We start from the raw sequence: 24277 nt of genomic DNA, 5'->3' as shown, positions 1-24277 counted from the left end.
AGCTTTTATCTATCTGAACTTATTAAGCGTTTTCTGAAAAAGAGTGTCGTTTTAAATGGCACTCAGAGACACAGGAATATAAAAAATGGCATTTGTCCCTCAGGTAAAAATTCCCGCTACCTACATCCGTGGCGGTACCAGTAAAGGTGTTTTTTTCCGTCGCCAGGATCTTCCTGAAGCGGCACAGCAGCCGGGAGAAGCCCGCGATAATATCCTGCTGCGGGTGATCGGTAGCCCGGACCCTTATGGTCAGCAGATTGATGGTATGGGGGGGGCAACCTCCAGCACCAGCAAGACGGTGATTCTGGATAAAAGCAGTGAACCCGGTCACGATGTTGATTATCTGTTTGGTCAGGTAGCCATTAACAAAGCTTTTGTCGACTGGTCGGGTAACTGTGGCAACCTGACCGCTGCGGTCGGTGCCTTCGCCATCAGTAATGGTCTGGTAGACGCTGAGCGGATTCCTGAAAACGGCATCTGTACGGTGCGGATCTGGCAGAAAAACATCAGCAAAACCATCATTGCCCATGTGCCGATGACCAATGGTGAGGTACAGGAAACCGGTGACTTCGAGCTGGATGGGGTGACGTTTCCGGCGGCTGAGGTGGTGATCGAGTTTATGGATCCGGCCGATGGCGAAGGGTCAATGTTCCCGACCGGTAATCTGGTCGATGATCTTGAGGTTCCGGGAGTCGGCACTTTTAAGGCCACGATGATCAATGCCGGTATTCCAACCATCTTCCTCAATGCTGCTGATATTGGTTACACCGGTACTGAGCTGCAGAAAGATATTAACTCCGATGCGGCCGCACTGGAGCGTTTTGAAACGATTCGTGCCTATGGTGCGGTGAAGATGGGCCTCATCAGTGATATCTCTGAAGCGGTTGCCCGCCAGCATACACCTAAAGTGGCTTTTGTCGCACCTGCAACCGACTATGTATCGTCCAGTGGTAAGCAAATATCTGCCGATGATATTGATGTCTGCGTCCGGGCTTTGTCGATGGGTAAACTACATCACGCGATGATGGGCACTGCATCAGTGGCTATCGCGACTGCGGCTGCGGTACAGGGAACTCTGGTTAACCTGGCAGCGGGTGGTGTTGAGCGCGATGCAGTTGTTTTCGGTCATCCGTCTGGCACTCTGCGCGTAGGTGCCGCGGCAACGATGCAGGAGAACGGTGACTGGACCGCAACCAAAGCGGTGATGAGTCGCAGCGCTCGGGTACTGATGGAAGGATTTGTCCGCATTCCCGGAGATAGCTTCTAAGCACTGAAAACTGATTTTCATTCTGCAGCGAAGTTAGCTGCAGGATGTTGCCGATGTCGAAGTGGCAGTCAGACGTTCAGGCCTCCCTATCAAGGACTGTGCGTTTCACTTCACGCTTAGGCCCTGCACGCAAGTACAGGGCCTTTTTTTCTTTTACCACAGAGGACAAATTATCCGCTTTCCTCTGTGTTCTCTGTGTCCTCGGTGGTGAATCTGTTTTTGTCAGGCCGTCCCGGCCCGGATGACTGCTGATGTTCTATGCAGGGTTAAGTGTTCAGGTGGGAGCTGTTACCAACGGCGATAGCCCTCGCTAATCTGTCCATGATTTTTTACCACAGCGAACACAGAGGACACCGAGAAGCACAATAACCTGCGTTCCTCTGTATTCTCTGTGTCCTCGGTGGTGAATCTGTTTTTGTCAGGCAGCTCCGGGCCATACAACCTGTATGTGAAAGCGATTATGTCAGGTTACTTTCCCCCGAATTGTGCTTATATGCCCGATGGCTGTTGCTTATAGTCTTTCGAAATCAGTTGCAGGCTGTCTTCGGCAAAGCCGCTACCCGCCTCTCTGTAAAAGTTGAACACTTTATCAATACCGGCATCAAGCAGCTTTTGCCGGTCATCTTCATAGCGTGCTATCGCCGCAATTTGTCCTTTATAACCACAGTTTGCCAGCTGAATAGTAATATTCCGGCTGTCTTCAATGGAGGGGAGGGCCAGTAGTATCAGTTTGATCTCTGAGGTGTCGAAGCTTTCCCAGAAGTCGGCATCTTCACCATCGCCAAAGCAGACATTCAAACCCTTCTCCTGTAATTGCGCGGCTCTGAATCGGTCTGAGTCCAGTCCGGCAACCCGGTGATCGATGATGTTGTGCAATGCTTTATATGCACCTTTACCTACCCGTCCCATACCGATGACCAGAACCTCCGCTTGAGGAAATTGTTCAATGATATCCGCTTTAAGACGGTGGCTGCTTTCATAGTGCTTAAGACGATCTTTATGCAGCATGTAAAAGCGGTGTGCACGTGGATAGAGGATGCTGGTCAGTACAAATGAGAGTGACACGGCCAGCGCGAGAATTACCAGCCATTCACGGCTGAGCCAGCCTGAGTCGACGCTTAATGCTGCCACGATCAGGCCAAACTCACTGAAGTTACTCAGCGCGAGTGAAGCGAGATAGGCAGTACGACTACGAAGTCTGAGGCGGGTGAAAAGTGCAAAAAACAGCAGGAACTTAATGCCGATCAGCAGAGAGATCAGTGCGGCTGTACCCAGCATTGACCAGGTTGGCAGAGCGGTAAAGCCGATCGATAAAAAGAAACCGATCAGGAACAGGTCTTTAAAACTGAGTAGCGACTTGGTTAATTCTGAGGCCTTGGCGTGATGTGCGAGCAAAATGCCAAACACCAGTGCGCCGAGATCACCTTTTACACCAACCAGTTGGAAAAGCTCGTAGCCACCAAGGGCGAAGAAAAAGCCGGTTAACGGCAGTAACTCACCGTGTCCAGCTTTATCCAGTAGCTTGTAAAGCAGGGGACGGGCGAAGATAAGCGCAAACAGTAAAGGAGCCCAGATAGATGGCACTTTCCCGGTAGCGGCCACCAGGAAAAGCACCGCAACAATATCCTGCATGACCAGCACACCGATGGCCAGTTGGCCATGACGGGTTTTCATCTCACCGTTCTCTTCCAACAGTTTAACGATGCAGACCGTGCTGCTGAAACTGAGGGCAAAGCCGAGCAGGGCGGCGGTGGTCAGATCAACGCTACTGTAATAAGGCACAGCCACTGCAGCCATCAGCAGTACAAAAGAGCCGAATAGGATGATCCAGAGCGCCATATGGCTTAGCGTACTGGCCCATACCTCACGTCTTAGAAGATCGCCAATATGCAGTTTAAGACCGATGGTAAACAGCATCAGGGTAATGCCAAGGTCGGCAAGAGTATCCAGGCTGGCAGTCGGTTCGATGCCGAGAAAATGCAGCAGAAAGCCAGCCAGCAGGAAACCGATCAAGGGCGGCATTCCGATCAGTTTAAGTGATAAACCACAGACAAAAGCAAACAGAATCCAGATAAAATCCATATAAATAAGTCTTTGTTTTTAAATTGATTTACTGAAGAAGACTAAGGCTATGCTAACACTAATCAGCGCTGAAGCTCTATAGAGAGTTTTATGCTGATGGTCAGTTTCAGCAAGATTACTCCGGTTTCACTTTTGCAGTTGAAATGTGACTTTTATCACTAAATGATTTTAGGGGAGTGGAACTCCGAAGGTGCTGGGGAGCTTCGCTAGCAGGCGCGGTGTTTGCCGCGCCTCTGGTCATCTTTCTGCCTATCGACGTTCAGGGGGGATCCGCAGTTCTTTAGAGGAAGTCTCATCACCCTGAGTCAGAAGAGGCTGTATTCCAGTTTCTTAAAAGCGCATTAACAAATACTCGATCCTTATGGTCTGAGGTAGACACATAGAGCACGAAACTAGTGCCATCTTTCCTGACGATTGTGACCGTTGTGTTTCCCGTAAATCCCTTCTCCCACTGAACCTGTATATCTGCAATTTCATCGTAAGATGCCTGTTGCTGTTCAAAGAGATCGTTCTCGTTCTTCCAGTATGAGAAGACGTGACGCTGGGTAAAGCCATTGCCATCTTCACTGATAAACAAAAACGCATCGCTGTAGAAGTACTCTATCTCATCACCGGGTTGTAGCACGCCCCGGCGCTGCATGAGTTTGATATTGAAATTCATCAACTGGCTGCCTTTTATGACCGCCTCACTAGGTATAAAACCCATTTGACCACCAATAGGGAGGGAGCATAAAGGAAGGCTTAAAACCACTAAAAGATAGTGGCGAACGCACCAGCGAGAGTGTTTTCTATAGTCGGGGGAATCGCTACCGTTTATAAAGTGAATATAGTTTGCTAGCGGCAGCACCAGTAGCGCACTCAGTAGCAAAGATGGAAATGCAAATGCCCCTGTGTTACCTGCCAGCACCGTGATAAAAAATAGCAGTCCCAGACAGGTTGCCACTAAGGTGCCGGGCAAATGATTTTTTCCAAAGCGTTGATCACTATCCTGTTTAAGTTTTTTCCAGAGAGGGATATACCAGAGATAGTAAAAAAAGCCCCGTACAAATGGCATGGAGGCGTTGTTTTCCTGTTCTTTGATATAGCGAAAGTTTTTATAGAACCAGTAGAAGCCATAGAAGCCGAACGTCAGAACCCACATAGCGGTCAGTTTGAAAATTGAAACCGGAAAGAAAGCCTGGGCGTCACTGTCAGGATTACGTTTGCGGTCGCGACGCCACAGCAGAAACACCAGCAGATACAGGGCGATATATAAAGCGATAAAAGCAATTACCAGCCAGTTGTAATTTGCCTCTTCATTGCTTTCTGCCGGCACGGTTGCGCCAGCGCTTTTGTAGATACCATAGCTGAGATGATTTTCAACTCGTTTGAGCGCACTAAGGTAGCTCTGGTATTTGTCCGCAGGGACATACTCGGCTTTGGTTTGGTAGATATACCGCAGGGTGAGTCGTTTTTGCGCCGGATCAAAATGGATTTCATTCTGAAAATAAAAGAGATCATTATCCTCGGTGAAGTTCTGGTCATCAAAACTCCAGTCATACTCTTCAAAGTTTAAATGAATGGTTTGTTCCAGGTGTTCGGGATGAGACAGATAGAGTGGGTGGTTTCGGCTGGGTTCATCGGGAATAGCCAGTGCATAGCTTACAATATTGCCGTAAAAATCTGCTTCAAGTTGTTGCTGCCTGGTATTCTCCTGCCAGAAATCCATAATCCGATACTGTTCGGTTGTGCGTAGAGTGTTGTAATCGGCGTCATCTTTAAACTGAATAGCCTCTTTTACCTGTATACCCGGATAGTAGCTCTGGAAAAATTCCAGATACTCTCTCTGAATCTGGTTATTGCCTGTAGAGGCAAAACGCTGACGTTGATTCTCTGCATTCCAGCCGTAATTGACCGTTTCAGAGGAAAACTCTACATCGCCCTCTGCGGGTATCATAAAGTTGTCATTGACGAAGACACCGTATTTTGACTGTAATGGCAGCATCTGAGTCAGTTCAGCGGTTGCTGGGCGTAACACCAGTGCATAGCCGAAATCTGCTTGTTGGATATTATCTATTCCACCGTATTGATAGCTACGGGTAGGATCCAACCAGTAGTTGTTACCCTTGTACTGCATATAGGTGATAACGTGATCAAACGCATTGATACTGGGTAAGCGTTTGTCTAACTGCGCTTCAGTATTAACAAGTGCAGGGTATGCTTCCACGCCCAGTTGTTTTAACAATGTCAGTAATAATACGGTTTTATCTTTGCAATCGCCGTAACGGTTACGCAGTGTTTCCGGTGCGGGTGTTGGCCGATGCGAATTTTGCCCCAGCTCGATACCCAGGTAACGAACCTCATCCTGAACAAAGTGCAGCGCTGCTGCAATCTGTGCGTCTACTCCCTCATGGGTGGATTTAATATCACTTACAAGTTGTTCTATTTCATCATCTGCAATGATCACGTTCTGGTATAGCTGCTGACCCCAGTCAGCGACCGCTTTCCACGAACCCAGTTCACTTAATGAGATAACCCCCCAGGGGTTAAACCAGACAGGTGTGTTTTTATCGATGATGAGAGGGGCTATCTGGTCTGACTGTAAACGATATTCGCTACCCGTGGCGGTATTGGTATGAGCCAGCTTAAGGTTGCTGTTATTGATCTGGACGTGTAGTGGGGTAGGTTTATTCCATAATACACGCAGTGATAGCCTGCCGAGAGGCACCGACCAGTTCAGGTATTGGTTGAAGGAGAAGAGGTTCTGATAAACCGGATTCATCCCCTGTATCGAATAACTGTATTCGATGATATCCCCCACCCGTACATCATCAAGTATGATATTAACGGTCATGCGTCCGTTGTAGATCAGATCATCTGACTCTTCCTCCCGCTGAATCTGTTTAATACGTGCGGTATGTATTTTGTCGATAACCACCGCGTCACGGATAATATGCAGATCATGTAACTTAAATGACTGATAACTGGGGTCATAATTCATATTCAGCTGTGAGCTTTCGGTGACGCCCATCTGATTCACAATATAGTCTGCACGGTGATGGTGGTATTGAGGCTGCTGCCCCTGGTTAACCTTCACCTGAGTATCAAGCAGAAGGTAGTAAATACCATTCTGGATCTGGTCCTGAGGAAAGTTGCTTGTACTGGGAAGACTGACGGGGGTCACCCAGTTTGGTGAGGGTGCAGTGTTAATATCGCTGTTTGCCCAGCAGGCATTAGCGAAAAGCATCCCAACGTATGTAAAAAAAATCTTTAACCACAACTGCTTCTTCGTTTTCATAACGTTCCATGTCTTTCAATATCCCTGTGGCGTTCTGAGTCGCTGTGGGTGAAAGTGCGAGCAAAAAATACGCCAGCGGTGCAGAGTGCTGCAGGTCGAACAGACGTATATCGGAATGAGTGCACAGGCCGCAGATGGAATGCTACCAGCGTTATCGGCTGCCTTTACAGATCTGTTGGAGGTGTCTGTCGACAGTCTCCTGATCAATCCTCACATAATTTTTGAGCGATGAAAAGTGCTACCGCGGCCGGAGAGGAACAGGGATAAACGTTGATGAGATGCTGGGTGTAATCGGGGGGAGAGGTGAAGCATCAATAACAGAAACTGATATGTCGATTAATAATAATGTTTATTAAAGATCGAACTGGATCAATTGTTCACCCTGTTCTGATGCTTCCAGATACCAGCCAGACTTATCCCAGTCGCCAAGGACTATGCGCCGCTTACCCCCTTCAAGTAAGTGCACTGCCGGGCGATGCGTATGACCATGGATAAGCAGGTTACAGTTTGATCCGGCCATCGCGGCCAGCACTGCTTGCTGATTCACATCCATAATTTCGGTGCTCTTGCCTGCGGTCTGGGTTTCACTGGCCATGCGCAGCTGTCTGGCCATCTCCAGCCGCTCTTCCACTGACTTGGTGAGCACCGCTTGCTGCCATTGCGGATTGCGCAACTGCTGCCGCAGCGCCTGATAGGCATGGTCATCGGTACACAGCTGGTCACCATGCATCAGTAGTGCAGGCCCGGATGCCAGCTGAACAACCTCGCTATCGCCCAGAATCTGAACGCCGGTCAGTTCTGCAAAGCTGCTGCCGATGAGGAAGTCCCGGTTGCCATGCTGAAAGAATAGCTTACAGCCTGATTGGGAGAGGGTGCTTAATTCAGTAACAACCGGTTGCAGGTCGTCAGGGATAAAGTCATCACCAATCCAGGCTTCAAACAGGTCACCCAGTATGTAGAGCTGGTCGCACTCTTTTGCCGTGGTCGCCAGAAAATGCAGTAACGCCCGGGTAAGATCCGGGCGTCCGCTGTGAAGATGAAGATCGGATATAAACAGTGTACGCATTATTCGGCGCTATCTGCTTCCACAATTTCAGCTGAAGTGATGATCACATCTTCAGCGGGAACATCCTGATGGCCGCTGCGGAATGTGGTGGAAACTCCTTTGATCTTATCGACGACATCCAAACCTTCAGTCACTTTACCAAACACTGCATAACCCCAGCCTTCGGTGGTTTTTGCTGTGTGGTCAAGGAAGGTGTTGTCGCTGACATTGATAAAGAACTGAGCAGATGCACTGTGGGGATCCATAGTACGGGCCATTGCCAGGGTACCACGTTTGTTCTGCAGACCATTGTCGGCTTCGTTCTCGATGCTGCCGGAGGTTTTCTTACTCACCATGCCAGGTTCAAAGCCGCCACCCTGAATCATAAAACCATCGATGACCCGGTGAAAAATCACGCCATCGTAGAAGCCATCTTTAACATAGTTTTCGAAGTTTTCTGCGGACTTGGGCGCTTTTTCATAATCCAGTTCAATCGTGATATCGCCAAAGTTAGTGTGCAGTACGATCATGCTTACGATCCCTTTGTTTTTACTAGATATTTTTGTCTAGTAAGTTTGTCTTATAAATTTTGTATCTCATCAATGGGCGTCATTATACTAAAGAATTAATCCGATAACTAACTGATTAATTTCGGCTTACTTATGGTTGTATGAGGGGCATCTGTCTATAATGTTGGCCTATTTGATTTCAAACGGATTTTAAGACGCCTCTATGAGCAACAACGACGCCAGCAATACTGTTAAACAACCTACTAACTTTATTCATCAGGTTATCGAACAGGACCAGCAGCAGGGACTGGAAAAGGTGGTAACACGTTTTCCACCAGAGCCGAATGGCTATCTGCACATCGGTCATGCTAAGTCGATCTGCCTCAACTTTGGCACCGCTGAGAAGTATAACGGTGAATGTAACCTGCGTTTTGATGATACCAATCCGGGTAAAGAGGATCAGGAGTATGTCGATGCCATTATGGACGATGTGCGCTGGCTGGGCTTTAACTGGGCCGGGGATGTGCGTTACGCCTCTGACTATTTCGATACCTTCTATGCCTGGGCTCAGCACCTGATTAAAGAGGGTAAAGCCTATGTCTGTGACCTTAGCCCGGAACAAGCCAGTGAGTACCGGGGCTGGGCGACAGAACCGGGCAAGAATAGCCCGTTTCGTGAGCGCTCTGCAGAGGAAAACCTTGAGCTGCTGGAGCGGATGAAAAACGGCGAGTTTGATGAGGGAAGCCGGGTGTTGCGGGCCAAAATTGATATGGCATCGCCTAACATGAACCTGCGTGACCCGATTCTTTACCGTATTCGTAAGCAAAGCCATCACCAGACTGGCGACAAGTGGTGCATCTACCCGAGCTATGATTTTGCGCATGGTCAGGAAGATGCAATCGAGGGGGTGACTCACTCGATCTGTACCCTTGAGTTTGCTGACCATCGACCGCTGTATGAGTGGTTTATTGAAAACCTGCCGGTGCCGAGTGTTCCGCGTCAGTATGAGTTTGGTCGTCTGAATATCAATTATACGGTGACCAGCAAACGTAAGCTGAAACAGCTGGTTGATGAAGGCCACGTGAATGGTTGGGATGATCCACGGATGCCAACCATTCAGGGGATGCGCCGTCGCGGCTATAGCCCGCAAGCCGTACGCAATTTCTGTGACAGTCTGGCGGTATCCAAAACCGATGGTACTGTGGATATGGCGCAGTTTGAGTTTTTTATCCGTGAAGACCTGAACGACAATGCGGCGCGGGCTATGTGTGTGATGAATCCGCTGAAGCTGATCATTACCAACTTCCCTGAAGGTGAGGTCGAGATGCTTAGCGCTCCGGTGCATCCGCAGAAAGAGATGGGCAGCCGTGAACTGCCGTTTACCCGTGAGCTTTATATCGATCGCGCCGATTTCAGTGAAGACTCAACCCTGTCCCGCAAGAAGTTCCGTTTGCTGGTGCCGGGCGACTATATGCGTCTGCGCAGTGCTTATGTGATTAAAGCAGAAGACTTTGTTAAAGATGATGCCGGTGAGATTATTGAAGTTCACGCATCGCTGCTGCCGGGCACGGTGGGTGAGAATCCTGAAGAGGGCATCAAACCACGCGGTGTAATGCACTGGGTGTCAGCGACTGAGGGTAAGCAGGCGAAAGTTCGCGTCTATGATCGTCTGTTCAATGTTGAGTCTCCTGATAAAGGCGATGGGGATTTCCTTGCCAACATCAATCCGGATTCCTTCAGTGAGATTGATAATTGCTGGGTAGAGCCTGGCCTGGTAGATGCCGCACCGGAAACTGCGTTCCAGTTTGAACGTGAGGGCTATTTTGTTGCCGACCGTTACGAGCACTCGCCAGAGACACCGGTATTTAATAAGACTATCGGTCTGCGTGATACCTGGAAAAAATAGTGCGCGGGACAACCCTCATGAAATAAAAAAATGGCTACCCAGGGGTAGCCGTTTTTTTATGTATGTATCAGATATAGCAGGGCGTTTTATGCAGGTTATGCCGGGTATGCAGGCTCAGCCCAAGCGATTCAAGATCGGTATTCTTGAGAATTTCAGCTGATAGTGGCAGGAAGAATGATTCTTCATATTTAGCATGCAGCAGATAGTGTTCAGCCATTCCTACCGACGCCTCTTTGTCCAGCCGGGCAAACTGACCTTTCGCCAGTTTTTTGATATCCCCTTCAATTTTTTTCCACTCTTTTTCCAGGTGGCGGTGCTCCTCAGTCAGCCGTTTTACCATCTGGCTGGTTTGTACCAGTTCAGACCCCGGGCTGGCACAGTCCATGACGATATTAAATAGCTCCTGTTCCTCTTCATGATGGTGGTTGAGTACCACCTCATGGTAGAAGTCGAGCAGCTTTTGAGCGATAGCCTGGGTTTCCGGCTGAACCGGATCGGTTATCTCTGACATTCCCAGCTCACGGAGTTGTTTAAAGTTCTCAATGATACTGACATGGCATTGGGAAAAGTCATCGGTTGGATTGGCGGGTGTTGTGTTCATGAGTTCACCTTTGAGTGCAGGCAGGGATCATTTCCATGCCACACAGCTAACAGTAAATAGCAATTAACAGGAGTTCTGATTGGAAAGCCTTAGCGTAATAACCATCAATACTATGCTTTGTGTTACGGATATGTAATGACGACGATCAATTTTGTATCATTTTATGGGCCGGGCTCACCCCTTACAGGTGGGCCCGGTTGGCAGAGGGCTGGCTGATGTCATTCAGCGGATGTTACTGGAACAGACGCCTCTTCCCAATCCATCTCGGCCATCTGCTGATAGCGTTTGTAGCGTTCGCTGACATCATGCTGCGCTTTCTCCAGAAACGCTGCCGCTTCAACCGGGTGGAGTTTCAGTAAAGAGTTAAAGCGGGTCTCTCTGCGGGCAAACTCCGCATAGGGAATAGAGGGTGGCTTAGAGTCCATTTTCAGCGGATTCTGATGTTGATCTGCCAGACGCGGGTCATAGCGGAACAACGGCCAATGGCCACTATCCACAGCAAGCTGTTGATGCAGGTGGTTATCCTTCATCTCAAAGCCGTGAGCGATACAGGGGGAGTAGGCGATAATCAGTGACGGGCCATCATAGGACTCCGCTTCGAGAAATGCCCGCAGGGTCTGAACGTCTTTGGCAGCATAAGCCACATGGGCCACATAGACATGCTCGTAGTCCATGGCGATGCGGGCCAGGTCTTTTTTCGCAACCGATTTGCCGGAAGCGGAGAACTTAGCCACTGCGCCAATCGGTGTTGCTTTCGATGTCTGGCCACCGGTATTGGAATACACCTCGGTATCCAGCACCAGAATGTTAACATTGCGTCCGGATGCCAGTACGTGGTCGAGACCTCCAAAGCCGATATCATACGCCCAGCCATCACCGCCGATAATCCAGACACTCTTACGGCTGAGCTGGTCGGCAAGATGGCGCAGTTCTATCGCTTTTGCGCCAATCTCCGAGTGGTCGCTGAGGCCATCCAGTGCCAGTTTAAGCTGATCAATTGACTGGCGCTGATGTTCGATACCGGCTTCATCGGCTTCAGTTTCAGTCAGAATTCTGTTGACCAGTTCCGGGTCGAGCTGATCCTTTAATTCAGTTAACAGCATGATCGCATAGTCTTTCTGTTTATCCAGAGCGACCCGCATCCCCAGACCAAACTCAGCATTGTCTTCAAACAATGAGTTATTCCAGGCTGGCCCACGGCCATCCGGGTTTTTAGTCCAGGGAGTGGTGGGCAGGTTGCCACCATAGATTGATGAGCAACCGGTGGCGTTGGCGACCAGCATCCGGTCACCGAACAACTGGCTGGCCAGACGGATATAGGAGGTTTCACCACAGCCGGAACAGGCACCGCTGAACTCAAACAGCGGCTGGAATACCATTGAGCCTTTGAGCGTGGCGTTTTTCAGTGTGGTGCGGTCAAACTCCGGCAGGGAGAGGAAAAACTCCCAGTTATCGGTTTCAACAGCAAAGGTCTGCTCCTTTGGCACCATATTGATCGCTTTGTGCTCCGGGTGTTGCTTGTCAACAATCGGGCAGATATCAACGCAGAGAGTACAGCCGGTGCAGTCAGAAGGAGAGACCTGATAGCTGATGAAACTGTCTTCAGGGAAATCCTTGGCGCCTTTAACCGGCACCGCTCTGAAACCGTCAGGCGCTTGTTCTAACAATGATTTATCAAAGATCTTACTGCGGATAACACTGTGGGGGCATACCAGCACACACTTACCACAATGGGTGCAGAGATCCTCGTCCCACAGCGGCAGTTCAGTCGCCAGATCCCGTTTTTCAAACGCGGTGGTGCCGGTGGGCCAGGTGCCATCGGCGGACAGGGCGCTGACCGGAATACTGTCCCCATGACCAGCGATTAGTTCAGCGGTCAGCTGGCGCACAAAATCATTGGCTCTGGTCGCACTCAGTTCATGCATCGGAATCCGGCTGGTGGCTTTGTCGTGCAGTTGTATCTCATGCAGCTGGCTGAGGCTGGCATCAATTGCGTTGAGGTTAAGTTCAACCACTTTCGGATTGCTGCTATAGGATTTTTCCACCGCTGCCTTGATCAGTGCAGTCGCTTTTTCAATCGGCAGAATGCCGGAGATCTTAAAAAAACAGCTCTGCATAATGGTGTTGATCCGCTTACCCATGCCGCACTCAGTCGCTACCCGGTAAGCATCGATAGCAAACAGACGGATTTGCTTTTCGATCAGCTGTTGCTGGACGGTTTCGGGCAGGGTGTCCCAGAGTTCATCCGGTGCAGCACTGCTGTTAAGCAGGAACACGGCACCTTGGCGGGCTTTTTCCAGCATTGGATAAAGGCTGAGAAAACGTGGCTGATGGCAGGCGACAAAATCGGCCTGTCCCTCCTGTATCTCATAAGCCGAGTGGATTTTATGGGGGCCAAAGCGCAGGTGAGAAACAGTGATCGCCCCGGATTTCTTAGAATCATAGACAAAGTGTCCCTGAGCATAGTAACCGTCCAGATCACCGATAATCTTGATGCTGTTTTTGTTGGCGCTGACGGTGCCGTCGGCACCCAGACCATAAAAAACCGCCTGATAGGCATCGTTATGGGCATCGGTGATAAAGTGAGGGTCATAGCTGATGCTGGTGTGGGTCAGATCATCGTCGATACCCACGGTAAACAGGTTTTTGCTCTGTGGTTTGGCCAGCTCATCGAATACGCCGCGAATCATCGCGGGAGTAAACTCTTTTGACGACAGACCAAAACGACCACCCAGGAGCTTGGGAAGTTTGTCGGCGGACAGCTTGCCTGACAGAATGGATTGCATAAACGCCGTGGCGATATCTTTGTACAACGGCTCGCCATCAGCGCCGGGCTCTTTGGTGCGATCGAGCACCGCGATCTGCTTTACGCTGTCAGGCAGGGCACTGAGCAGCCGGGCAGCGTCAAAGGGACGGAACAGGCGGACTTTCAACACCCCGGTCTTGCCGCCGTTGCGATTGATAAAATCGACAGTTTCACTGGCGGTTTCAGCCCCGGAACCCATCAGAATAATGACCGATTCTGCATCTTCAGCCCCCTCATATTCATAGAGCTGATATTGCCGTCCGGTCACCTCGGCAAAGCGGTTCATCGCCTGTTGCACGATCTCAGGGAAAGCATCGTAATAGGGATTACAGGCTTCCCGTGCCTGGAAGAAAATATCCGGGTTTTGCGAGGTGCCTCGCACCACCGGATGATCGGGAGAGAGTGCCCGGTTGCGGCAATCCCGTACCCGTTCCATATCGATCAGCTCCTGCAGCATCTCGACACTGACCACTTCTACTTTGCTGACTTCATGGCTGGTGCGAAAACCATCAAAGAAGTGCAATACCGGCACCCGTCCTTGCAGGGTAGACATCTCGGCGATAGTGGCCATATCCATCACTTCCTGAACCGAGTTGGATGACAACATAGCAAAGCCAGTTGCCCGGGTGGCCATCACATCGCTGTGATCACAGAAGATTGACAGTGCGTGGGTTGCCAGTGAACGGGCTGCTATATGAAACACCGTCGGACTGAGTTCACCGGCGATCTTATACATATTGGGGATTTTCAGCAGCAAGCCCTGTGACGCAGTAAAGGTAGTGGTTTTTGCGCCAGCCTGCAGTGCGCCGTGAACGGCACCGGCAGCGCCCCCTTCGCTTTGTAATTCGATCACATCGGGCACCACCCCCCAGAGATTTTTGACGCCGTCAGCGCTCCAGCTGTCACTCATCTCACCCATCGGTGATGCGGGCGTTATCGGGTAGATAGCGATAACATCGTTGAGATGGTGGGCAATATAGGCGGCGGCTTCGTTGCCATCCATCATGCGGGTTTGTCTGCTTCTGTTAACAGGGCTGTTCATGGTGATACTCCTGGACACGCTGTCTGTACAAATAAATCTAAATACAACTGCAGCTACAATGACTACTAACTATATTAGTTTACTCTTATCAATATGGGTTGCTTTACCCTTATGAAGGATATTGTGGCATGAATCGTTGCAGAAACTGTTCTGGATCAACCGCCGGATGCCTCATTTTGAGAGTAATAAAAGCCTGGTGGGGGCTCTGAAAAGTAATTTTAATCAGATTGTTAATTCCGCTGCGGTTTCCTCTATAATGGTCAGCCTGTTTTTCACTGAACTTCACCTAAGCCAGAGTCATAAGCGAATTCCGATGTTGCAGATCTATAACACCCTGACGAAAGAGAAAGCCCCGTTTCAGCCACTGGAAGAGGGCAAGATCAACATGTATGTATGCGGTATTACCGTGTACGATTTCTGTCATATCGGACACGCTCGGGTGATGGTGGCATTTGACGTGATTACCCGTTATCTGCGGGCGCGTGGCTGGGATGTGACCTACATCCGTAATATCACCGATGTCGATGACAAAATCATTAAGCGGGCGGCTGAGAATGGCGAGCGTCCGGATCAGCTGACGGATCGTATGATAGATGCGATGCATGAAGATGAAGATAAGCTGAGTGTGCTGCGCCCCGACCGGGAGCCTCGTGCGACTGGCCATATGCAGGATATTATCGACATGGTCGCGGTGCTGATCGAAAAAGGCTATGCCTATGCTGCCGCCAATGGTGATGTCTACTACCGGGTCGAAAAGTTTGCCGACTATGGCAAACTGACCAATAAAAATATCGATGAGCTGCGCTCCGGTGCCAGGGTAGAGGTTCAGGATGCCAAAGAGAGCCCGCTGGACTTTGTCCTCTGGAAAGCTGCCAAAGAGGGTGAAGTCAGTTGGGAATCCCCCTGGGGGGCAGGTCGTCCCGGCTGGCATATTGAGTGTTCAGCGATGTCTAAATGCTGCCTCGGTGATACCTTCGATATCCATGGAGGCGGACCGGATCTGCCGTTCCCACACCATGAGAATGAGATCGCTCAGTCGGAAGCGGCGAATGGGGTTAAATTTGTTAATACCTGGATGCATGCGGGGGCGGTGCGGGTAAATGCTGAGAAGATGTCCAAGTCGCTGGGTAATTTCTTTACTATCCGCGATGTGCTGGAAAAATATGATGCCGAAGTAGTCCGTTACTTCCTCTCCTCCGTACACTATCGCAGTTATATCGATTATTCCGAAAGCAGTTTGAAAGAGGCGCGCAGTGCGCTGGAGCGGTTTTATCAGGCGCTGAATGGTGTTGAAGCGGTTGTTGGAGATCTGGATAACGACTACGAAGCGCGTTTTTATGCGGCGATGGATGATGATTTTAACACCCCCAAAGCCCTGGCGGTCCTGTTTGAGCTGGTTAATGAACTCAACTCTGCCTCACGGGCCGGGGAGGCGAAAGCACCGGCACTGGCCGCTCAGTTAAAGCAAATGGGTGGTATTCTTGGGCTGTTACAGCAGTCACCCGAAGCGTTTTTACAGGGTGAAAGCAAAGCCGGAGAGATTACGCCAGAGCAGATTGAAGCGCTGATTCAGCAGCGTGCTGATGCGAAGCAAGCCAAAGACTTTGCTGCCGCTGATCAGATTCGTGAAGATCTGGTGGCGCAAGGCATAATCCTTAAAGACAGCCGCGAAGGCACCACCTGGTTTCGTGAAGGCTAACGCCTAAATCGCTTTTTCTAAGGCAGCTGTGGGCTGCCTTTTTTATGTGTAAGGACAGAGTGAATGAATCAACAGACCACACTGGTTATCTTCTGCAAACGGCCATTACACGGTCAGGGTAAACAGCGGATAGCAGCCACCCTGGGCAAAGATGCCGCCTATCAGGTTGCCTGCGCATTGCTCGATTGCGCGCTCGAAGATTCACGCAGCTGGCCAGGCCCTGTGGTGCTTTCCCCCGGTAGTGAAGCTGATCGTGACTGGGCAGACGACCTGTTGCTGGGTGACCATTATCAGGTGGTGCCCCAGTGTGAAGGTGGTTTAGGTGCGAAACTTAATTATGTCGATCAGTTGTTGCGCCAGCAGGGTGCCTCCCGGTTGCTGTTTATTGGCACCGATGCACCGGAGCATACACCACAGCGCTATACAGAGTTTGAGCAGTTATTACAGCGACATGATATTGTTCTTTCACCCGCTGAGGATGGTGGTGTTACCGCAATGGGCGGTAACTATCCCTGGCCGGAACTGGATAACCTGTCCTGGAGTACCCCTGAGTTAGGTGACCAGCTTGCCAGTGCCTGCAATGCGTCCGGTTTTCAGGTTGCTTTCAGCTCCGCAGGTTATGATGTCGATACTGAAGCTGATCTGCGCCGGTTGCTGGATTCATTACCGCATGATTCCCGCCCCGCCAGGCAACAGTTGCTGAAACTAATACAAACGCTACTGGGGTAAAGGGTAAGGAGTTGATATGGAGCTGATTCGCAGCCGTGACTGGTATACAACAGCTGATGGTTCTGATCGGGGTTATATTCGCCCTCATCTGCTGAAAGAGTTGTGGTTTCATACCGGAACCGCCTGCAATCTCAGCTGTGGCTTCTGTCTGGAGGGCTCAGGCCCCGGTGATCAGCGGCTTGGGTTGGTGAAACTGGGGGATGTTGAACCCTATATTCATCAGGCTCTGGATCTCGGTGTCGAACAGTTTTCCTTCACCGGAGGAGAGCCCTTTCTGGCGAAAGATCTGGTGAAAATTCTCCAGCTGGCATCTGAGCATGCTCCCTGCCTGGTGCTGACTAATGGTACCGATGCATTGCAAAAACGTCTGCATCAACTGGTGCCGCTGTTACAAAGCCGGTTTCCGGTACGTTTTCGTGTCAGCATCGATTCACATCTCGAGTCTGAACATGATGCTGGGCGGGGTGAGGGGATGTTTGATCTTGCGCTGAAGGGGATGAAAGCGTTATATGATATGGGCTTTCAGGTGTCGGTAGCGCGGCATATGGGTGCAGAAGAGAATGCTGTGGAAGTTGAGCAGTTATACCAGGATATGCTGGTGTCCCGGGGGTTGCCTGCAGATACTAAGTTTGTCGCTTTTCCTGACTTTCTGCCCCCCGGTAGCCATGGGCACGGCCCGGATATCACCACCCATTGCATGACTCATTATCATACGGAAGAGACCCGTAACAGCTTTATGTGCGCGTTCAGTAAGATGGTGGTGAAGCAAAATGGCCGGATGCGAATCTACGCCTGTACGCTGGTGGACGATGATCCGGAATATGATCTGGGCAGTGACCTGCGTCAGGCGCTGGAACAGCAGATCAGTATGAAGCATCATCGCTGTTTTTCATGTTTCAAATATGGCGCCTCATGCAGCGAAACTTAATCATACCTTCACTGTGTATCTCGCGTTATATAAAGCGTGATGAGCGCTCAGATGCATAAGCATAATATCTCAGTCGTTATCCCTGTAGGCCCGGCTGAAACCAGCTTGCAGCCGATGATCGGACAACTCGCCTGTCTGCAGTACAGCCAAAAGATCATCTTTGTGTTTTGTCCCGCCTCAGAACATCTTATGGCGCAACTCCCCGTCAGTGATCAGATTGAATCCTTAACCGTTGCAGCGGGTCGTGCCCGGCAGTTGAATGCCGGTGCGCAGCGGGTGGTAACCGGGTTTATCTGGTTTCTGCACCTCGACAGCCGACTATCTAACACCCAATGGCAGATGCTGAATCAGAGTCTGACGCGACAACCGGATGCGTTGCACTATTTTGATCTGCGGTTTCTGTCTGATGGTAATGGGCCGATGTGGCTTAACAGTCTGGGTGCTAATCTGCGTTCAAGGTTCTTAGGTTTGCCATTTGGTGATCAGGGTTTCTGTGTTTCTGTCGCGCAATTTGAACGTCTGGCGGGTTATCCGGTCGAAGCAGTGTATGGTGAGGATCATCTGTTTATCTGGCGTGCCCATCAAAACAGTATCAGGTTAGCCCGTGTCGGCGCTGTGCTAACCACCAGTGCACGCAAGTACTCGACCACTGGCTGGGGGAGGCTGACACTGAAGTATCAGTTCTACTGGGTCAGACAGGCACTACCGCAGCTATGGCTGTTGTTGAAAATCAGATGGTTAAACTTTTAGTTTTACATATCCCCATATTCTACTGATATTTATAGATATTTTACTTATCTTCTTCTCTGAAGAGAGACTCATTCGGACTTTCTGCTGATGAATAAATTATCAACGCTGGTTCAGTTATTGCGATTTATGTTGCCATACCGCAAGTACTGGATAGGCGCTATGATCGCGCTGTTATTTACCGCAGGCATCACGCTGGCTATCGGCCAGGGGGTGCGGCTGGTGATTGATAATGGCTTTGTGGCAGGCTCTGTGACACAGCTGAATCAGGCCATCGTGGTACTGATTGTAATGGCGGTGCTGATGGCCTGTGGTACCTTTATCCGCTTTTATCTGGTGTCGTGGCTTGGCGAGCGGGTCACCGCTGATATCCGCCAGGCAGTGTTTGATAATGTGATCGGTTTGCATCCCAGTTTCTTTGAGATCAATCGTAGTGGCGAGATTATGTCACGGCTAACTACGGATACGACGCTGCTGCAATCGATTATTGGCAGCTCTTTCTCGATGGCGCTACGCAGCCTGGTAACCACCTCCGGCGCGCTGATCATGCTGTTTGTCACTAATATCAAGTTGTCACTGATTATTGTTGCTGGTGTACCACTGATTTTATTACCGATTCTGATTTTTGGTCGCCGGGTGCGGGCACTGGCACGTCAGAGTCAGGATAGCATTGCCGATGTTGGCAGCTATGCCGGTGAGGCGATTCAGCAGATTAAAACGGTGCAGAGTTATACCCAGGAAAGTCATGAGAGTGAGGCTTTCGGCGTCGAGGTTAATCGTGCATTTAAAGTTGCGCAGCACCGCATTCGCCAACGGGCGATGCTGATGGCGCTGGTGATCTTATTGGTCTTTGGTGCGCTATCCGGGATGCTCTGGGTCGGTGGCTATGATGTGATTACCGGGGCGATGACGGCGGGTGAGCTGGGCGCTTTTGTCTTTTATGCACTGATTGTCGCTATGGGTGTCGGTACTATGTCTGAAGTGTATGGCGAACTGCAACGAGCGGTCGGTGCGACGGAGCGGCTGATGGAGTTGCTCGACGCCGAAAGCCAGATTCAGGCGCCGGACCGTGCGGTTGAAAAGTCTGTCGATGCGGCGACTCTGAAAGCAAAACTTTCATTAAACACGGTCAGTTTCAACTATCCTTCGCGGCCTGATCAGGCGGCTCTGGAGGATTTCTCGTTAACCCTTGAACAAGGTTCTATTACCGCGCTGGTGGGGCCGTCCGGGGCGGGTAAGTCGACCGTGTTTGAGTTGCTGTTGCGGTTTTATGATCCACAAAAAGGTCAGGTCTGCTTTGATTCGGTCGATCTGCGGGCATTTGATCCGCGGGCATTGAGGCAGCAGATGGCGCTGGTCTCCCAGCAACCGGCACTGTTCACGGCCAATGTGATCGACAATATCCGCTACGGCCGTGCTGATGCTACGCAGGAAGAGGTTATTGCGGCAGCGAAAGCTGCGTATGCCCATGAGTTTATTGAACGCCTGCCGGATGGCTATTTCAGCGATCTTGGCGAGCAGGGTGTACGACTCTCCGGTGGTCAGAAACAGCGTATTGCCATCGCCCGGGCGATTCTCAATGATCGTCGGATACTATTGCTTGATGAGGCGACCAGCGCTCTGGATACAGAGAGTGAACATAAGGTGCAACTGGCATTGGATACGCTGATGCAGGGACGTACTACGGTAATTATTGCACACCGCCTGTCAACGATACTGCATGCGGATCAGATTGTGGTGATGGATCAGGGCAGGGTGGTGGCAATGGGCAGTCATGAAGAGCTGTTACAAAGCTCAGAGCTGTATTCACGTCTGGCAACGTTGCAGTTTAAAGCGGACGCCAGTGTGCAGGCGTCCGCGCTTTAGAATATTTTAAGCCTCAACGCCCCTGATAGTTTGGGGAACGCTTCTCCACAAAGGCGTTTACCGCTTCCAGATGGTCTTCGGTGTTGTGACAGATACCCTGCATAAGGGCAGAATGTTCGAGGAATTCAGGCAGCTCCATCTTTTGTGCGGTTTTCAGCAGGCGTTTGGTCATGCGCAACGCCTGAGGGGGCTTGTCTGCAATTCGGCGGGCCAGCTCCATCGCTCTGTCCATCAGCTGTTCAGGCTCAACCACTTCCAGCAGAATGCCCAGCTCTTTTGCTTCGTCAGCACTGATCATTCTGCCTGTCAGGGTCAGTTCAGCTGCTTTTTGATAGCCGATGAGTCGTTGCAGAAACCAGGCGCCGCCATCGCCGGGAATGATGCCCAGATTAACAAAGGTTTCACCCAGCATGGCTTTGGTTGAACCGATGCGCAGATCACACATGCAGCTCAGATCAAATCCGGCACCAATAGCCGGGCCATTAATTGCAGCGATCACCGGGATATCAATGCCACTCATCGCCAGTGGCATACGCTGAATGCCCTGACGGTATTTTTCCTGAACCGTATAGACATCGCCGCCAAATGCGCCATTTTTATGGTCGCCATCCCGTTCGCTCATCTCTTTAATATTGCCGCCAGCACAGAACGCGCTGCCCTCGCCGGTGAGAATCAATACTGACACCTCCGGTGTGCGGTTAACCCACTGTGCAACATTAACAATATCGTCGACCAGGCCCGTACCCGTCAGAGCGTTACGCACGTCATGGCGGTTAAAGGTGAGCGTGGCGATGCGGCCGGACAGACTCAGAATACTGTCATTAAGTGGAGGGAGTTGCAGATTATCAGACATTATCGTTCCGTTGAAATGGTTATCTTTATTGTTTTGTTATACAAATAATCGCTATATGATCAGAAAATTGTATCAGATACGATGGGCTATTGCAGTGCTGTGTCTGCCGTTCAGCATTCAGCCATAATGGACTGCCAGCCAGATGGTGTCCTCTGCAGGTGAGGTCCATTCAACGCGATGCTGTCGGTGCGCTGGTATATGAAGATAATCACCGGGCTGTAGTTCATACGGTGGACTATCGGGATAGCCGATCTGTGCTGATCCCTGAATTAGCAGAATCCACTCATGCTGATCCTGATCATACCAATGGTCCTCGGGGGAGTGGTGGCCACGGGATACGATACGTTCAATTTTAAGGTGATTATTATCTAATAGGGTGGTGAATAATTCATCGGCGAGCTGTGCCGGAATATTAGTTAACAGGTTCTGCATTAGTCGCTCATCTCTGCGGATCGGGTAGCACAAGATTAGTTCATTTTGCGCGATTCTTCATGGCAAAGTGCCGAGACTATCAGGGAGATATATAACGTCTGGAGGGTGTGGGCTGATGCAATGAAAAAGGGTGATTTATCTCACCCTTTGTTAAATATGGCAGCACTTGAAGCCGGTTACTTACCGATCTCTTTTCCCAGTTTTTCAAGTACAGAGAAGGTTTTGTCGCTGGCGTCTTCCATCAAACGGATCCCTTCCAATGATCCTTCCAGGTCGTTTTGGACAATACGCTCCAGCGCTAACAGCCCTCCTTTGTGGACATCTGCATGAGGCTTATCCAGAGAGGCGAAGCTGGGCATTGATTTATAGGTCTGGGCACCATCCCCTTCATAATACCATCTGCCCAAACGACATTGGTGGTGGTCTGCGACCTGTCCATGTCCTGGCTCTTTGTTTAACCAGCGGTGGTATATTTCTTGTTTCCAGACCATATGATCCATTTTTACCGTCTCAAGGAAGCTGGCCATCGCTTCATCGGTAATGGTTTCATGCATGGAAATAGAGTGATTAATCAGGCGTTCAAGCGAGCTATTGGTTTCAGTTGCGTTATCCAGCATGGAACCGCAACTATTGAGTGTTTCAGATATACTGCTGCCTGTTTCCTGAGTACTGTGATCAATCTGCGCAACCAGTTTTTCAATCTCGCCGCTGGCTTCGCTGGCTCGTTTTGCCAGAGTACGAACCTCATCGGCGACCACGGCAAAACCACGACCCTGTTCGCCCGCTCTGGCAGCTTCGATTGCTGCGTTCAGGGCCAGAAGGTTCGTCTGCTCGGAAATATTCTTGATACTGCCGACAAACGTGGTGATCTCTTCAGCAACACTCCGAAGAGTCGAGACCTGTTCGTGTATGATACTGACTTCACCATTAACATCGCTGAGACCGGCGACCAGTTTCTTCATATTGGAAGCGGATTGATCATAGATCGTTGCCGAGTCGAGGATCTTATTCCGTTCTGCAAGCAGGTGAGTGGCCATTGATGCGATCCGCTCGCGAATATTGCTGAGTTTTGAGAAGCCATGAATCGCACCTCTCATCACTCCAATATCGTTATCTTTATCACCCGTAGCTTGTTGTAATTGGGCTTCCAGAATTGCAATTCGCTCTTGCGCAGCATGCAGTTCCCGCTGCAGCGCTGCATTGTTCTGCTCATGCCTGATTACTTCCTGGCGTGTTTCAGCCAACCGCTGAGCTCTAACAAACATAGGGATTTACTCTCCTGGAAAGATAAAAAATTGTGAGGCACCATCAAAGTCATCAGACTCTTGGTATCTAGGCTATCAACTATCAGGTATATAAAGTGTGGCGATTCTTACATTATTTTAAAACCGGGTCAAAGTGAATCTGCCAAAGATAACATACTGATAAGTCAGCAAATAATAAGCAACGACGATGACTGTTCGAGGTTTTTCTAGCCTGGCCATAGCTGATTGCGGTACAGCGGCGTGATACGGCTAGAGATGATAGAGCTGTGCACCCAATACCGGGGTGAGGTTTCACCCCGGTATGGGAGCCGATCTGTTTTATCAGAACTTGTAACCAACTGAAACCATATACACCATCGGGTCGATTTCAAGCTCGCCCAGATTGGCGCCATTGACTTTCACATCGGTGTTAATATCCATTTTCCAGACGGCAGCATTCAGAAGCCACTGATCATTGATTGAATAATCAACACCCAGCTGTCCCGCCAGCCCCCATGAGCTATCCAGCTGCAGCTTGGTGCCTGCCAGTGCACCGGTGGTACTTTCTGAGAAGAATGCGGTGTAGTTGATACCCAAGCCTATGTATGGCTGGAAAGCGGAGCTGCTATCCATAGGGTAGTATTGCAGTGAAACGGTGGGAGGCAGATGTTTAGTTTCCCCGACTTTAGCCCCGTTAAGAGTGATGTCATGTTTGAACGGGGTGGCCGCCAGCAGTTCAATACCGATGTTATTGGTTAACATATAGGTGCCGGTAATACCCAGCTGGGTATCATCTTCAACATCCAGGCCTGCTACGGCTGTATTATTCGATATATGGGGGTTAACGTTAGCGGCACCGACTTTCAGGATCATATCGCCAGCTTCATATGCCATGCAGTTTGCTGTGGCAACCAGTGATGCGCCCATGATAAATGCGGAGAGTGCTTTTCTGTTCATCAATACCATCCTTATGCTAAGTAACGATCAAAAGTGCGATCATTTGACGCTTATTGCGCCGAATAAGTATTGATTTATGACAGTGTTGTGCGGCTGAAAACGCTATTGGAGAATATTATTGCGCCAGGTCAATATATCCGTAGTCATTGAATGGTTATTCGGGAGGATTGTAAATTACTGGCTGGATCTGATTGAAAACTAAGAATAAATAAAAAGGACGCCGAAGCGTCCTTTTTCATTACTCAGTCGGATCAGGTATTAACCGAACTGGTTCATGGTGTTGTCTT

The 24277-nt window shown here is 50.1% G+C and carries 17 protein-coding genes; 7 read left to right on the top strand and 10 right to left on the bottom strand.

The window, feature by feature from the left end; genetic code table 11:
* Positions 1–85 precede the first annotated feature (85 nt).
* The gene (gene prpF / locus ACQY8X_RS13775; protein ID WP_428035714.1) at positions 86–1267 is read left to right on the top strand and encodes a 2-methylaconitate cis-trans isomerase PrpF; all 1182 of its coding nucleotides are present in this window, start codon (positions 86–88) and stop codon (positions 1265–1267) included.
* Between the two features lie 489 nt (positions 1268–1756).
* Here prpF and ACQY8X_RS13770 read toward each other — a convergent pair whose 3' ends face one another.
* The 4 genes from ACQY8X_RS13770 to ACQY8X_RS13755 form a co-directional block, all read right to left on the bottom strand.
* A complete protein-coding gene (locus tag ACQY8X_RS13770) occupies positions 1757–3349 on the bottom strand; it encodes a cation:proton antiporter (protein ID WP_428035713.1) in 1593 nt (530 codons plus the stop codon).
* A 295-nt stretch (positions 3350–3644) separates the two neighbouring features.
* Complete coding sequence (locus ACQY8X_RS13765) at positions 3645–6626, bottom strand: DUF3857 domain-containing protein (protein ID WP_428035712.1); 2982 nt, start codon at positions 6624–6626, stop codon at positions 3645–3647.
* Positions 6627–6978: 352 nt separating this feature from the next.
* Positions 6979–7692 carry a UDP-2,3-diacylglucosamine diphosphatase gene (locus ACQY8X_RS13760; protein ID WP_428035711.1) on the bottom strand — a complete coding sequence of 238 codons (714 nt, stop codon included), beginning with the start codon at positions 7690–7692 and terminating at the stop codon, positions 6979–6981.
* Positions 7692–8201 (bottom strand): peptidylprolyl isomerase, encoded by a 510-nt coding sequence (locus ACQY8X_RS13755; RefSeq protein WP_428035710.1) that lies wholly within the window; start codon positions 8199–8201, stop codon positions 7692–7694. The genes ACQY8X_RS13760 and ACQY8X_RS13755 overlap by 1 nt, the downstream gene beginning before the upstream one ends.
* A 202-nt stretch (positions 8202–8403) precedes the next feature.
* Here ACQY8X_RS13755 and ACQY8X_RS13750 point away from each other — a divergent pair, with 202 nt between their 5' ends.
* The gene (locus ACQY8X_RS13750; RefSeq protein ID WP_428035709.1) at positions 8404–10086 is read left to right on the top strand and encodes a glutamine--tRNA ligase/YqeY domain fusion protein; all 1683 of its coding nucleotides are present in this window, start codon (positions 8404–8406) and stop codon (positions 10084–10086) included.
* A 67-nt stretch (positions 10087–10153) separates the two neighbouring features.
* Here ACQY8X_RS13750 and ACQY8X_RS13745 read toward each other — a convergent pair whose 3' ends face one another.
* Entirely contained in the window at positions 10154–10687 is a 534-nt protein-coding gene (locus ACQY8X_RS13745) for a hemerythrin domain-containing protein (RefSeq protein ID WP_428035708.1), read from the bottom strand.
* 218 nt (positions 10688–10905) lie between these two features.
* On the bottom strand, positions 10906–14535 hold the full coding sequence (gene nifJ, locus ACQY8X_RS13740; RefSeq protein ID WP_428035707.1) for a pyruvate:ferredoxin (flavodoxin) oxidoreductase: 3630 nt from the start codon (positions 14533–14535) through the stop codon (positions 10906–10908).
* 313 nt (positions 14536–14848) lie between these two features.
* On the opposite strand from nifJ, the gene cysS reads away from it, so the two are divergent.
* From cysS to ACQY8X_RS13715, 5 genes are all read left to right on the top strand, one after another.
* On the top strand, positions 14849–16234 hold the full coding sequence (cysS, locus tag ACQY8X_RS13735; RefSeq protein ID WP_428035721.1) for a cysteine--tRNA ligase: 1386 nt from the start codon (positions 14849–14851) through the stop codon (positions 16232–16234).
* 63 nt (positions 16235–16297) lie between these two features.
* Positions 16298–16963, top strand: a complete 666-nt coding sequence (locus tag ACQY8X_RS13730) for a TIGR04282 family arsenosugar biosynthesis glycosyltransferase (RefSeq protein WP_428035706.1) — start codon at positions 16298–16300, stop codon at positions 16961–16963.
* A 16-nt stretch (positions 16964–16979) separates the two neighbouring features.
* Complete coding sequence (locus ACQY8X_RS13725; protein WP_428035705.1) at positions 16980–17891, top strand: radical SAM protein; 912 nt, start codon at positions 16980–16982, stop codon at positions 17889–17891.
* 51 nt (positions 17892–17942) lie between these two features.
* Entirely contained in the window at positions 17943–18641 is a 699-nt protein-coding gene (locus tag ACQY8X_RS13720; protein WP_428035704.1) for a hypothetical protein, read from the top strand.
* A gap of 87 nt (positions 18642–18728) precedes the next feature.
* Complete coding sequence (locus tag ACQY8X_RS13715) at positions 18729–20504, top strand: ABC transporter transmembrane domain-containing protein (RefSeq protein ID WP_428035703.1); 1776 nt, start codon at positions 18729–18731, stop codon at positions 20502–20504.
* 13 nt (positions 20505–20517) lie between these two features.
* Here the strand turns inward: ACQY8X_RS13715 and ACQY8X_RS13710 are convergent, their stop codons facing one another.
* The 4 genes from ACQY8X_RS13710 to ACQY8X_RS13695 form a co-directional block, all read right to left on the bottom strand.
* Positions 20518–21357: an enoyl-CoA hydratase-related protein gene (locus tag ACQY8X_RS13710; RefSeq protein ID WP_428035702.1), complete on the bottom strand. Its 840-nt coding sequence runs from the start codon at positions 21355–21357 to the stop codon at positions 20518–20520.
* Positions 21358–21474: 117 nt separating this feature from the next.
* Positions 21475–21789 (bottom strand): cupin domain-containing protein, encoded by a 315-nt coding sequence (locus ACQY8X_RS13705; protein WP_428035701.1) that lies wholly within the window; start codon positions 21787–21789, stop codon positions 21475–21477.
* 176 nt (positions 21790–21965) lie between these two features.
* Entirely contained in the window at positions 21966–23054 is a 1089-nt protein-coding gene (locus ACQY8X_RS13700; protein ID WP_428035700.1) for a methyl-accepting chemotaxis protein, read from the bottom strand.
* A 321-nt stretch (positions 23055–23375) separates the two neighbouring features.
* Entirely contained in the window at positions 23376–23990 is a 615-nt protein-coding gene (locus ACQY8X_RS13695; protein ID WP_428035699.1) for an OmpW/AlkL family protein, read from the bottom strand.
* Positions 23991–24277 lie beyond the last annotated feature (287 nt).

Origin of the sequence: Amphritea sp. (genome assembly GCF_050300915.1) — a bacterium.
Classification (GTDB): domain Bacteria; phylum Pseudomonadota; class Gammaproteobacteria; order Pseudomonadales; family Balneatricaceae; genus Amphritea.
This window is presented reverse-complemented; position numbering and strand designations above follow the sequence as displayed.